At 60.1% G+C, this 12,808-nt stretch carries 8 protein-coding genes; 1 reads left to right on the top strand and 7 read right to left on the bottom strand.

Features of this window, described 5'->3' with window-relative positions:
- Positions 1-110: 110 nt before the first annotated feature.
- Positions 111-2,333, top strand: a complete 2,223-nt coding sequence (gene yccS, locus B9G99_RS05050; protein WP_086621024.1) for a YccS family putative transporter — start codon at positions 111-113, stop codon at positions 2,331-2,333.
- On the opposite strand, the gene B9G99_RS05045 is transcribed toward yccS, so the two are convergent.
- The 7 genes from B9G99_RS05045 to B9G99_RS05015 all read right to left on the bottom strand — a co-directional run bounded on the left by B9G99_RS05045 (position 2,308) and on the right by B9G99_RS05015 (position 12,710).
- Positions 2,308-4,503, bottom strand: a complete 2,196-nt coding sequence (locus B9G99_RS05045) for a sensor domain-containing protein (RefSeq protein WP_169712216.1) — start codon at positions 4,501-4,503, stop codon at positions 2,308-2,310. The genes yccS and B9G99_RS05045 overlap by 26 nt on opposite strands.
- A 68-nt stretch (positions 4,504-4,571) precedes the next feature.
- Positions 4,572-5,762 carry a M20 aminoacylase family protein gene (locus B9G99_RS05040; RefSeq protein WP_086621022.1) on the bottom strand — a complete coding sequence of 397 codons (1,191 nt, stop codon included), beginning with the start codon at positions 5,760-5,762 and terminating at the stop codon, positions 4,572-4,574.
- Positions 5,763-6,060: 298 nt separating this feature from the next.
- Positions 6,061-7,335 carry a flippase gene (locus B9G99_RS05035; protein ID WP_158521446.1) on the bottom strand — a complete coding sequence of 425 codons (1,275 nt, stop codon included), beginning with the start codon at positions 7,333-7,335 and terminating at the stop codon, positions 6,061-6,063.
- 148 nt (positions 7,336-7,483) lie between these two features.
- The gene (locus tag B9G99_RS05030; RefSeq protein ID WP_086621020.1) at positions 7,484-7,717 is read right to left on the bottom strand and encodes a hypothetical protein; all 234 of its coding nucleotides are present in this window, start codon (positions 7,715-7,717) and stop codon (positions 7,484-7,486) included.
- A 134-nt stretch (positions 7,718-7,851) separates the two neighbouring features.
- A complete protein-coding gene (locus B9G99_RS05025; RefSeq protein ID WP_086621019.1) occupies positions 7,852-9,489 on the bottom strand; it encodes a carboxylesterase/lipase family protein in 1,638 nt (545 codons plus the stop codon).
- Positions 9,490-9,551: 62 nt separating this feature from the next.
- On the bottom strand, positions 9,552-11,309 hold the full coding sequence (locus tag B9G99_RS05020; RefSeq protein WP_086621018.1) for a carboxylesterase/lipase family protein: 1,758 nt from the start codon (positions 11,307-11,309) through the stop codon (positions 9,552-9,554).
- 72 nt (positions 11,310-11,381) lie between these two features.
- Positions 11,382-12,710 (bottom strand): short-chain fatty acid transporter, encoded by a 1,329-nt coding sequence (locus B9G99_RS05015; protein ID WP_086621017.1) that lies wholly within the window; start codon positions 12,708-12,710, stop codon positions 11,382-11,384.
- Between the last annotated feature and the right edge of the window lie 98 nt (positions 12,711-12,808).

Below are 12,808 nucleotides of genomic sequence, written 5' to 3'. Positions count from 1 at the left end.
CGCCCTGATCCGGGTGACGATGTCGTCTCTATCGCCTTTCTGTTATGTTCGCGCTGTCGCGGGGCGCCCGGTGCGCTCCGCTTTCCTGTCACCCGTGGATGCCAGCGCCCATGCTAGATCGCCTGACCCATTCACTGCGCCGCCTCTGGGCGCTGGATGCCTTTGCCTACAGTCTGCGCGTGTTTATCGCGCTGACCGGCGTCATGCTCTGGAGCGGGCTTTTGGGCCACATCGAGCAGATGATCCCGCTGTTTCTGGGGGTTATCGCAAGCGCCCTGGCCGAGACCGATGACAGCTGGCAGGGGCGACTGCGGGCGCTTCTGGTCACGCTGGTCTGTTTTGCCATCGCCTCGCTTGCCGTGGAGCTGACCTTTGCCCACCCGTGGCTGTTCGGGATCGGGCTGGGGCTGGCCACCTTCTTGATGATCATGCTGGGCGCCATCGGCCAGCGCTACGCCACCATCACGACGGCCACGCTGATCCTCTCGGTCTATACCATGATCAATATCGAGCAGCGCGGCGGCGCAGTGCCGGACAATATCTGGCATGGCCCGCTGCTGCTGATCGCCGGGGCCGCCTGGTACGGGATATTGTCGATTGCCTGGCAGGCGCTGTTCACCCACCAGCCGGTACGTCAGAGTCTGGCCGCGCTGATGACGGAGCTCGGGGAGTATCTCGCCATCAAGGCGTCGCTGTTCGAGCCGCTGCGCGGGGTGGATCGCAGCGCTCGTCGGCTGGCGCTGGCGCGACAGAACGGGCGAGTGGTCAGTGCGCTCAACGAGGCCAAGGAGATGATCTTTTCGCGGCTTCAGGGGCAGCACAACAGCGCGCGCATCGACCGCTATCTGAGGCTTTATCTGATTGCTCAGGACATCCACGAGCGGGCCAGTTCGACCCACTATGACTATTCGGCACTGGCCGAGCACTTCTTTCACAGCGACGTGCTGTTTCGCTGTCAGCGGCTTTTACATCAACAGGGGCAGGCCTGCCGGGCGCTGGGCGAGGCGCTGTTGCTGCGCCAGTCGTTCGATCATGGCGAAAGCGAGCAGGCGCTGAGCGATCTGCGCGCGTCCATCGAGTATCTCAAGCAGCATCCGCCCGGGGGAGATGCCCGACAGAACCATCGGCTGCTGCGCTCGTTGACGTCACTGGCCATCAATCTGGGCGAGCTGGAGCGCCAGCTCACCCGCGCCGATAATCCAGAGCTTGCTCTTGATGCACATGATCGCAACCTGCTGGACCGCTCACCGAGCGGTCTGCGTGACGGCTGGCAGCGGCTGCGCGGGCATCTGCGCACCTCATCCCCGATCTTTCGTCATGCCCTGCGCCTTTCCTCGGCGCTGGTGGCCGGCTATCTGCTGCTGCGCCTGATTCATCCGACCCAGGGCTACTGGATTCTTCTGACCACCCTGTTTGTCTGTCGGCCAAGCTTTGGCGCCACCCATCGCTTTTTGCGTCAGCGCATTACCGGCACCGTGCTTGGACTGGTGGCCGGTTGGGCACTGATCACACTCTTTCCCTGGGACGCCGCTCAGGCCCTGATTGCGGTGCTGGCCGGGGTGCTTTTTTTTGCCGCCCGTATCCGGCATTACATGGTGGCCACGGCGGCCATCACGCTGATGGTGCTGGCCTGCTTCAATCAGGTTGGCGACGGGTTTGATCTGATCTGGCCGCGGCTGTTCGATACGCTGCTCGGGGCGGGCCTTGCGGCTCTGGCGGTGCTCTTGATCCTGCCGGACTGGCAGGGACGGCGGCTCAATCGAGAAGCGGCATCAGTAGTCACGGCCAGCGAAGCCTATTTTCGCGAGATCGTGCGTCAGTATCGCAGCGGCAAACGGGATGATCTGGCCTATCGGCTGGCCAGACGCAATGCCCATAACGCCGATGCGGCCCTCTCCTCTCGCCTGGCCAGTGTCATGCAGGAGCCGGGGCAGTACCGCCATGACGCCGACGAGGGCTATCGGCTGCTGGTGATTACGCACAGCATCCTGGGCCATCTTTCGGCGCTGGGCGCGCATCGGCGCAGCGTCAGTGAGCGTCTGGATGTTCAGGAGCTGGAAATGGTGTTTGAAGCCATCAGCGGCTATCTCTCGACCATTGCCCGTGCGCTGGCGCGGCGTCAGGCCGTCGGGACGCTGTCACCGCCGCCCGAATCGATGGTGGCCTTTCTCGAGCAATTACCGGAAGAGGTCGAAGACGCTCGCCGGCTGGTGCATTCCCAGCTGGCCATGATCTGTCATCAGATGACGCCGCTGGCAGAGGTGGCCGGCCGGCTGCTGGATCAACAGGGCCAGCGCCGGCGTCTGATCAGCTCGCAGCGTGCGGCGACCTGAACTCGAGCGCGTCGGCGGTTTGAGACAGGATGTCAGTGGCCAGCCCCGGACGGCCGAGCAGAAAGCCCTGTAGATGCGAGCAGCCTTCCTGCTGCAGCAGGGCCATCTGCTCCGGGCGCTCGACGCCTTCGGCGGTGACTTCGATCTCGAGGCTTTTACCCATGCCGGTCACGGCGCGAACGATGGCCAGTGCTTCACGGCTGTCGCACATCTCGCGGATGAAGCTCTGATCGATCTTGATCCGGTCAAACGGGAAGGATCGTAGATAGTGCAGCGATGAATAGCCGGTGCCGAAGTCATCCAGCACGATGCGCACGCCCAGCGCCTTGAGCTGATGCAGAATGTCGATGTTGTGCTGACTGGCATCCAGCAGAATCGACTCGGTGATCTCAAGATCCAGCCTGGAAGGATGGATGCCCGTGACGGCCAGAGCATTGGCAACGTCTTCGACCAGTGCCTGACGGCCGAACTGTGCCGGCGACAGATTGACCGATATGCGCTGATCATCCGGCCAGTGGCTGGCCTCGCGACAGGCCTCGACCAGCGCCCAGGCACCGATCTCCAGGATCAGGCCGCTGTTTTCGGCAATCGGAATGAATTCAAGCGGTGACACGATACCCCGCACCGGATGGCGCCAGCGCATCAGTGCTTCAAAACCGGTATTGTGGGCCCCGCTGATGTCATAAATGGGCTGATAAAGCAGAAAGAGTTCTTGTTGTGCCAGGGCATTGCGAAGATCGTTTTCCAGATCAAGACGCTCACGTGCCAGTTCGGCCAGTTCAGGATGAAAGGTTTCGTAGCGGCCCTTGCCCTGACGCTTGGCTTCATAAAGGGCCAGATCTGCGCAGCGCATCAGCTGCTCGAAGCTGTCGATATCTCTTGAGGCGCGTACGCCGCCCAGACTGATGCCGGTCTGCACCCGGTGTTCGCTGAGCTGAAAGGGAATGCGGGCACTGATGGCCAGGGTGTGTGCCAGATCGGCCAGTGCGTTGTCATCACGGGCCTCGGGCACCAGCAGGGCAAATTCATCACCGCCGATGCGTGCCAGGGTTTCGCCATGATGCAGATGCTGGCGCAGCCTTGCAGCCATCTGGCACAGGAGCTCGTCACCGACCTGATGGCCCAGCACGTCGTTGATGGTCTTGAAGTTGTCCATGTCCAACAGCAGCATGCCGACCTGATCAAGATGCGGTTCGAGTGTCTCCAGCAGGCTCTGGGTACGCTCACCGAACAGCAGCCGGTTGGGCAGGTTGGTCAGGGCATCGTGATGGGCCATGTGGCGAATGGTGGCCTGAGCAGTGTGCTCTTCGGTGATGTCATCAATCAGATAAAGTCGCTGCCCCGTGGCCCGTCCATCGTCCATGATGGCAAGTGTCAGGCACTTGAGGCGACAGATCCCCTCCGGCGTTTCCAGCTTGAGGCGAAGCTCGCTGGAAGAGCCGGCGTGCTGTTGTGACAGTTCTGACCTGATCCGTGCCAGCAGGGTGTCGTTGGCCAGATGGGTCATCATCGTTTGGGCGTCTTCTCGCGACCCACGAGCATCATGGTTGCACAGCAACAGCCGCCCGTCGGCTTCGTCCTCGACCAGTACCCTGGTCGGGATATTGTGAAGGACGGTGTTCAAAAAGGCATAGAGCCCACTTAACTCAAGCGACTGCTGTTGTGCGGTATCACGTGCCTTGAGTACCTGCTGCTGCTGTGCGCGCTTTTCCGTGATATCGCGAGTAATCTTGGCAAAGCCGATCAGTCGATCATTATCGTGAATTGCATCGATCACCACGCTGGCCCAGAAGGCGCTGCCATCCTTGCGAAGGCGCCAGCCCTCGGCTTCGTGACGACCGTTCCGGCGTGCGGCGGCCAGCCCCTGCATGGGCAGACCGGAGCTGCGCTCTTCCGGCATGTAGAAGCAGCTGAAATTCTGGCCCAAGATCTCCTCGGCGCAGTAACCCTTGAAGTATCGGGCACCTTCATTCCAGCTCAGGATGGTGCCTTCAGGGTCAAGCATGTAGATCGCGTAGTCGGTAATGTTCTGGACCAGCTGTCGATAAAGCGCATCACTGTCCATTGTGAGGGCGCTGGCAGGCGCTCGTGGTTCGGCCATGGTGATATCGGGATCAAGGAGGTAGAAGTCGGCGTCTGTCGCTGTCACGACAGGGCATACAGACGTCATCAAAGGATAATCCGGATTATGCAACAGGAGTGTCTGATTAAAACCGCAATTAAGGCCTTTTTTGAGCTTCAACTGCGGCGATAGCGTGCTGCCCCCGGGTCTGACTGCCCCAGCAGGTGGCTTGTCAGCGCCAGCCACCAGGCCACGCCAATCGGTGCCAGGTCATCATTGAAGTCATAGGCGGGGTTATGAAGGGCGGCGCTGTCGCCATTGCCCATCCAGATGTAGGCCCCCGGACACTGCTCCAGCATGAAGGCAAAGTCTTCAGACGCCATGCAGGGCGGCAGATCGTAATGGAGCTTTCGAATCTCGGGCATGCTTTCCAGCACCTCGGCGCAGCGCCCGGCCTGTTCGGCGTCGTTGATGGTGGCCGGATAGCGCGACTGATAATCAAGCTCGGCGCTCAGGCCGTGGAAATCGGCGTCCGCCTGAACGGCCTCGCGAAAGCGCTCTTCAAGATGTTCGCGAAGCGCGGGGTCGAAACAGCGCAGGGTGCCACGCAGCTCTATCGTGCCCGGCATGACATTGAAGGCATCGCCGCCATGAAACTGGGTCACGCTCAGCACGGCCGGCTGATGCGCCGGTCGCTCGCGGCTGATCAGCCCCTGAAGACGGGTGACGAGCTCGCAGCCCGCTAAAATGAGGTCATCGCCCATGTGTGGCATGGCCGCGTGACAGCCTCGACCGGACAGCCGCAGGGTAAAGACATCAAAGGCTGCCATCGAAGGGCCGCTGTGGACGGCCGCCTCGCCGACCGGCATGCCGGGCCAGTTGTGCAGGCCGTAGACGGCGTCCATCGGGAAAAGCTCAAACAGCCCCTGCTCGATCATGACCCGGGCGCCGCCCTCGTTCTCCTCGGCGGGCTGAAAGATAAGGTGCACGCGGCCTGCAAAGTCAGGGTTGCGCGCCAGTGCCCAGGCCGCCCCCAGCAGCATGGTCGTGTGGCCATCATGACCGCAGGCATGCATGCGCCCGGAAATGGTGGACGCCCATTCAAGCTCGGTGGCCTCCTCGATGGCGAGCGCGTCGATATCGGCGCGCAGGCCAATGGTGCGCCCCGGACCACGCGCGCCCTCGATCGTGCCCACCACCCCGGTGCCGGCCAGGCCGGTATGTACCTCGATGCCGGCCTCGCGCAGCAACTCGGCGATGCGCGCACTGGTGCGCTGCTCTTCAAAGGCGATCTCGGGATGGCGATGAAAATCGTGGCGCCACTGGCGGAGCTGCTCGGCGCTGGGATAGGACTCGAAGGCCGTCATGAGGGTTCCTGGTCAAAATGTTGTTGTCGAAAAAAATATGCCCGGACAAAAACCTTATGCCGATCGCGCTCGGGTGTCGATGCGTTTGACGGTGTGATCACAAGCGAGTGAAGATAACAGAAGATGTGCCATCAAAAAGGCCCCCGGACAGCACGCTGTCCGGGGGCCTGTCAGTACCTGCGAGAAAAAGATGACTGATTGTTCAATACATCTTTAATTTGATATCCCATATGGGTTTTAAGATCAGAGCTGCCGGATGCAGATTTCGTTGTCAAAAATGTGCCATGGCGCCTCTTCATCAGGCCATTGCTTTTCTGGGCAGGAAAGCCGTTACCTGAAGCCTTAGCACCCTTCCTTTTTGATAAAAGGCATTAAGTATCAGTGCGGAAAGAATTTCAGCTGTCAGTGTTGCCAGCGCCGCCCCAATCATTCCATATCGAGGGATCAATATATAATTGAGTACAACATTGAGTAAGCTGACAAAAAGCATTTTCTTCAACAGGAATCCGTAGCCCCCCATCACCGTAATAACACGATAGGCTGCCGTGCCATAGGCTGAAAAAACTGAAGAAATGGCAGTAATGGCCAATATGTTGCCCGCAGGCGTATAACTATCACCATATACCAGAGCAATGATAGGGTCTCGAAAGACACCCATGACCAGTGCTGGTAAGAGCGCCATAAAGAAAACGACGAGAAACATGTTTTTAATACGGCGTTCAAAAAAAGGAATATTGTTGTTTCTGGCGGCTTCGTTGATTCCAACCATCCATGATGTCATCAAGGCGACCGGAAACATTAGCCAACCTTGAGCCAGTGTCAGGGCGGCGCTATACCAGCCAACATGAGTTTCATCAAGCATGGCACCCAGCATGACCTGGTCTGTACGTGTGTAGAGCGCAATGGACAGACTGGAAATGGCAAGCGGTAAACCCGCATGGAGTAGATGACGTGCATGACGACGACTACGCCGTCTTGCGGCCTGAAGATTGAGTTTTATTTGCTTGTTGAAAAAATAGCGCTTTATAACCCAGGAAAGGAACCATTGAATAATGTTGGCAGCGGCAAAAAAGGCAACGGTGGCACCTGCATGTATAAAAATTAACTTCAGAACGACAGCAGCGGCCAGAGAACCATTTTGTGCAATGGTATTGAATTTTGAACTCAAGGTTGCATTGAAGAAGACGCTATAAATTTCTGTTGTTATGAAATAACTGCCCCAGATAATGATGGTAAATACCAGCATTTTGTGGAGAGTGTCAAAATAAAAAAAAGCCCCCGCCGTTATAATGGTATTAATCACCAGAAAGTTTATAAAACGTACCCGTTTTGAGGCGCCTATCAAAAGCAGTCCGCTTTCCTGATTGTAGGCCAGTCGATTAAAAATAACGCTTTCACTGCCAAGCTTCACCAGCGGCGTAATCAGGGCCACGATGGCCAGCGCCAGGCTGATCAAACCGAACTCGCTGGGACCCAGATAGCGGGCGACATACACCGTGATAAAAATGCCGGCCAGCGCAAACATGACTTTTTCGCCTAAGATCCAGGCGGTATTAATGAGTGCCTTGTTCATGGAGCTGCTTTTTCGAAGGTGGACTGCCGACATGGAGCCAGGTCGGCAGGGGAGGCGATCATGACATTTAAGACTATCGTCGTGTATGCAGGATTGTGCGATGCCTGGCGTTTTATTGCTAGACGGGAAGGAATGAAAACATAAAAGATTAAAGATTTGCCAGCAGTTGCCCGAGCGCGGTGCCCTGTAAAAGCACACGCAGGTCCTCGGGAGTGTTTTGCCAGGCCAGACGCAGATGTTCTTCGCGCTGAATCATGTTTTTGTAGCCCTGCTCGAGCTTCTGACAGGAAGACAGCGCGGTCTCGAAGGCTTCATGAGCAAATTCATCCTGAAGCAGGTGGTCCTGTTCATTAGCCTGTGCGTAAAAGCGATCCAGTTTCATGATGGCGAATCCAGAAGATGTTCATCGCCTATATCGACCCCTGTGTTACTTTCTTGATCTTTTTGTTACTCGATGTTACCAAAGTTGTATCCCTTCAAGGTCTCGTCTCTGGCGACCTGCCTATGCCTGTTGAGTCAATGACCGAGGGCTGGAGTGAAGTGGCGTTCAATCAGATCCAGTCGCGTCTGCCACGGGTCCTGACGGGCCACCGGCCCCTGATGTTGAGTGAAGTCCATCATCAGATTGGACAGTGGCGTATGCAGCGGCCACATGGGGGCACCGCCGGTGTTGGGGTTACCGTCCCGGGCGAAGTTGACCACGTAGCGATGAAGCTGCCAGGCCGTAGCGCGGTCACTGTCGTCCAGCCGGTCGTAGCGTGCGTCAAGCGTACGGAAAAGATAGGGCAGTTCACTGGCGTGTACGGCACCGGGCCAGTCATCTCGCGCTTCGAGAGCCACGTGCGAGAAGCGATAGCGCCATACCGGCTCACCGCTGGCCGCGACCTGATTGGCCACAAAGCGTGCCGGCTCGGTCATCATCCGATCCATCCCCACGCGCCAGCCGACCCGCTGGACGTCGTCACTGCCTGTCGGGTCATAAAGGGTTCGAGCCTGCTCGGCATCTTCGCCAAAGGGCGCGAACAGTGCCTCCATGCTTTTGGCAGCGCTGAAGCCCAGGTCGGCATCGGTCGTACCGATCATCATCGGGACATGCTGCTGAAGGCCGGCCCTGTAGATGCCTTCGGGCGGGCCGGAGACCAGTTCGCCATCGCGAATCGGACCGCCGGTCCAGGTGCGCGGACCTTCCTGCGGCGCCATGAGACTCTGCATGTTGAGACCGTCGACCACCTGATCGGCGGGTAACGCCCTGAGCGCGGCGAGCGCGTCGCTGCCCGCACCCGTAATGCCGTGACGATGCGCGAAGTTCTCGCCGATCCTCTCGGCCGAAGGCTGATCGCCCTGGTGATCCGAGAGTTCGGGCATCGGGCCCATCAGTGCCCGACCGCCGCCGGACATCACCACGGCACGTTGAAAAAGCCCATGGGCGGCGGGTGTGCCGGTCAGATCCAGCACCGATGCGCCACCGGCCGATTCGCCCATGATCGTAACGTTACCGGCATCGCCGCCGAAGGCGTCAATATTGCGCTGGACCCATCTCAGGGCGGCCAGCTGATCCATGATGGCGTAATTGCCCAGCGGCTGGCCTGATGACTCGCGGCTCAGGGCCGGATGAGCAAAAAAGCCGAAGCGGCCCAGCCGATAGTTGAGGCTGACCAGAATCACGCCGTCCCGGGCGAAGGCGCTGCCGTCATAGACCGGCGCCGAAGTACCGCCGTTGACGTAGCCACCGCCGTGAATCCATACCAGCACCGGATGGTTGTTCATGGCACGGTCCGCCCGAGGGTCGGGGATGGCACTCGAGGGCGCCCAGACATTGAGGTAGAGACAGTCCTCGGAAGGAGTTACCCCCAGCGGGGCGGCATCGCTCGGATCAGGACGCTGCATGCAGTCCGGGCCAAAGGCGGTGGCATCGCGCATGCCCTGCCACGGCGGCACCGGCTGCGGGGGCCGCCAGCGGTTCTCTCCCGTGGGCGCTGCCGCATAGGGGATACCCTTGAAGGCCGTCACGCCGGATGTGCTGCTGCCGCGCAGGGTACCGGTATCGATGGCCACCCGGGTCACCGGCGGATGGGAGGAGGAAGCCTGAGCCCAGACCCAGAGGGGCGTGGCCAGCAGTCCCAGTGTCAGCAGTCCTTTCAACCAGCGTTGCATGCGGTGTTCCATTTGCGTTGATTCAAGCGCTCAGGATAGACCACGTCGACGTGATGCTCCCGTTACTCGTTATCCTCCGGCTCGGCGTCGCGCGAGGCCAGCCAGCGGCCTTCGATCATGTCCAGCCGTTCCCACCAGGGGTCTCGCATCACCTGTGGCCCATCATTCTGGGTGAAGTCCACCAGCTTTTCCTGCTGCGGGTCGTGCTGCGGCCACTGAGGCAGCCCCTCGCCATTGGGGTCACCGGTCAGGGCAAAGTTGACCACGTAGCGATGAAAGGCCGTGGCCGTGGTGCGGTCAGCATCATCAATTGCGCTGCCGTAGGCCTCTTCCAGACGGTCAAAGAGATAGGGAATGTCGGTGGCATGCGGCGCGCCGGACCAGTCGGCGCGTTTTGGCGCTGCCACATGAGAGAAGCGATAGCGCCATACCGGCTGACCGGCCGCGAACATCTCATCGGCGATGAAGCGGGCAGGCTCGGTCATGGTGCGATCACGACCGATCTCCTTGGCCAGCGTTTTCAGATTGGCATTGCCGCCAGGGTCATAAAGCGCACGCATGCGATCGGCGTTATCCCCGAAACTCTCGAACAGCTCGGTCTTCGAGGCGGCGTCAAAACGGCCCAGATCCATGCTGGTCGAGCCGATCAGCAGCGGTATCTGTCGCTGCTTTTGCTGTCTGAAACGGTTCTGGGTTTCATCAACAAGCAGTTTGCCGTCGCGCACCGGACCGCCGGCAAAGGTGTCGCGCTCGCGGTTGGGGGTATACATCATGCTCATGTTGAGGTCCCCGGTGATGGCCTCGGCGGGTAGATCACGCAGCGCCTGGCGTGCGCTCTCGTCACTGCCCTCGATACCGTAGCGCCTTGCAAAGCGCTGGCCGAAGGTCCTGGCCGAGGGGTTGTCGGGGTGATCTGTCTGCAGGTCATGACGTATGGCGCGCAGCCCGCGCCCGCCACCGGACATCACCACGGCGCGCTGAAAAAGACCTTCCGTGACAGGGCTTGCCATCAGGTTGAGAATCGAGTTGCCGCCGGCAGATTCGCCGACCACTGTGATCTGATTCGGGTCGCCACCGAAATCTCTGATGTTGTCTTTGACCCATTCAAGCGCCCGAATCTGATCCATGAAGGCGTAGTTGCCCTGCGGGGTGCCCTCGTCGTCTTCGCCGTCCAGCGCCGGATGAGCGAAAAAGCCAAAGCGGCCCAGCCGATAGTTGAAGCTGACATAGAGCACGCCGTCGCGGGCAAAGCTTTCGCCGTCATAGGCTCTGGATGAAGCACCACCATTGACGTAGGCCCCACCATAGAGCCAGACCACCACCGGCCGCCCCCCGTCATCGGGTTCGGCGGCTGTCCTTTCGGTGCTGTCGCGCTCGCCAGTCTCGGCGCGCGCGCCGTCGGGCTGCCAGACGTTGAGATAGAGACAGTCTTCATCGGGGCGCTCATCGCCGGGCGAGGCGCTGCTCGACAGCGGCTTTTGCATGCAGTCGCGGCCAAAGCGTGTGGCCTCGCGTACCCCCTGCCAGGCCGGGACCGGTTGTGGCGGTCGCCAGCGGTTCTCGCCTACTGGCGGGGCCGCGAAGGGGATGCCGCGATAGGCCGAAAAGCCCTGGTTGCGCTCGCCACGCAGCAGACCATGATCGGTGCGCACGATTGGGGCCTCGGCGGCCGCCTTGAGGGTGTGGGCCACCTCAAGCGCCATCGATTCATCGATGGCCGCCGACGCCGATGGGGCGTCGGCCGTGGCAGGGCCGGCCAGCAGACCCAGCACGGCCGTGATCATCAGCGTTACGCCCTTTCTACCTGACGCTGCCCGCATGTTGTCTCCCTGTCTCCGGCGATCCTCCCCGGGTCTGACTACATCGGGGCGAGGTCGTTCGCTCGCGGCCGGTCAGATCAGAAACATCGCCACACCCAGCACGACGCCGGTCACGAGCATGATCACCGAGGTATAGCCCATGATGTCGCGGATCTGCAGGCCGGCAATGGCCAGAAGTGGCAGCGTCCAGAAGGGCTGAACCATGTTGGTCCAGGCATCGCCCCAGGCCACCGCCATGGCCACATTGGCCATATCGGCATCCAGTTGCCGGGCGGCATCGATCACGATCGGCCCCTGCATGATCCACTGACCGCCCCCTGCCGGAATGAAGAAGTTGATCAACCCCGCGCTTAAAAACGAATAAAACGGCAGCGACTCGCTGCTGGCAATCGAGACCAGCGCGCTGCCGATATCGGTGGCCATACCCGTGCCGCTGATCACCCCCATCATGGCGGCGTAGAAGGGAAACTGCATGATGATGCCGTAGGCCGTACGCGACCCACCGGTACAAAAGGTAATGTATTCCCGGGTGTGGCGGGAAAACAAAAGCCCCAGGGCAAAAAAGCCCAGAATGACGGTATTGATGTTGACGCCGCCGCCGGTGATGAAGTGATCTGCCAGCCACAGCAGGGCGATCACACCGAGTGTCAGCGGGATCAGCCGGGAATATTCAAGGCGCAGGGCCGGGGTCATGTGTGAGCGCTCGGGCAGGGGGGCGGTCGTCATGTCATCGCTTTGCTCACCCTCCGGCAAGCTGGTACGGGGTTCATCGGCGCGCGGTCTCATCGACACCAGAACGGCCGGCACGACCAGCACCATGGCCGCCAAAATGGCCAGATTGCCGATTGAAAAGACCGTCTGCGATACCGGAATGATGCCCATTTCGGCTTCCAGAAAGTGGCCCGGATTGGCAATGACCGTGGGGATCGAACCGCCATAGCCGCCATGCCAGACGATAAATCCGGAGTAGGCCGCCGCCACCACCAGCGGGTAGTGCACGCGTCCACGATGGACAATGCCCATTTCGCGAGCCACCAGCCCGCCGGCGACCAGCCCGAAGCCCCAGGAGATCCAGCTGCAGAGCATGGCGATCAGCGTGGTGGCCACAATCACCTGAACTTCGGTGCGTGGCAGGTGGGTCAATTTGATCAGGGCGCGCCGTACCGGCCGGGTATGGGCCAGGGCGTAGCCACTGACCAGCACCAGAATGATCTGACAGGTAAATTCATAGATGCTGAAAAACCCGTTGCCCCAGTAATCCAGCACCTGACGTGGCTCGTGGCCGTCGCCCCAGAAGATGCCGAGTCCCAGCACCGCAAGCGTCAGGAAAAACAAAAAGACAAAGGCGTCCGGTAGATAGCGAACGGCAATATGGGTGAACAGGCGGCCAATGAGACGCATGCAGGACAGCACTCCTGATGGTTGTAATGGTTGTAATGGATGCAGCAGAGGGTGCCTCGAGCATCAGGTGGGATGCCGGTGGCCTGTGAACGCTAGAT

The organism is Kushneria konosiri (assembly GCF_002155145.1).
Taxonomy (GTDB): domain Bacteria; phylum Pseudomonadota; class Gammaproteobacteria; order Pseudomonadales; family Halomonadaceae; genus Kushneria; species Kushneria konosiri.
Note: the sequence above shows the minus strand (reverse complement) of the source record. Positions and strands in the feature narration are given on the sequence as shown.

Coding starts and splice junctions, on each gene's coding strand:
- B9G99_RS05030 (WP_086621020.1), bottom strand. CDS start 7,717: ATGAAACTGGATCGCTTTTACGCACAGGCTAATGAACAGGACCACCTG.
- B9G99_RS05020 (WP_086621018.1), bottom strand. CDS start 11,309: ATGCGGGCAGCGTCAGGTAGAAAGGGCGTAACGCTGATGATCACGGCC.
- B9G99_RS05040 (WP_086621022.1), bottom strand. CDS start 5,762: ATGACGGCCTTCGAGTCCTATCCCAGCGCCGAGCAGCTCCGCCAGTGG.
- B9G99_RS05015 (WP_086621017.1), bottom strand. CDS start 12,710: ATGCGTCTCATTGGCCGCCTGTTCACCCATATTGCCGTTCGCTATCTA.
- B9G99_RS05025 (WP_086621019.1), bottom strand. CDS start 9,489: ATGCAACGCTGGTTGAAAGGACTGCTGACACTGGGACTGCTGGCCACG.
- B9G99_RS05035 (WP_158521446.1), bottom strand. CDS start 7,335: ATGAACAAGGCACTCATTAATACCGCCTGGATCTTAGGCGAAAAAGTC.
- B9G99_RS05045 (WP_169712216.1), bottom strand. CDS start 4,503: ATGACGTCTGTATGCCCTGTCGTGACAGCGACAGACGCCGACTTCTAC.
- yccS (WP_086621024.1), top strand. CDS start 111: ATGCTAGATCGCCTGACCCATTCACTGCGCCGCCTCTGGGCGCTGGAT.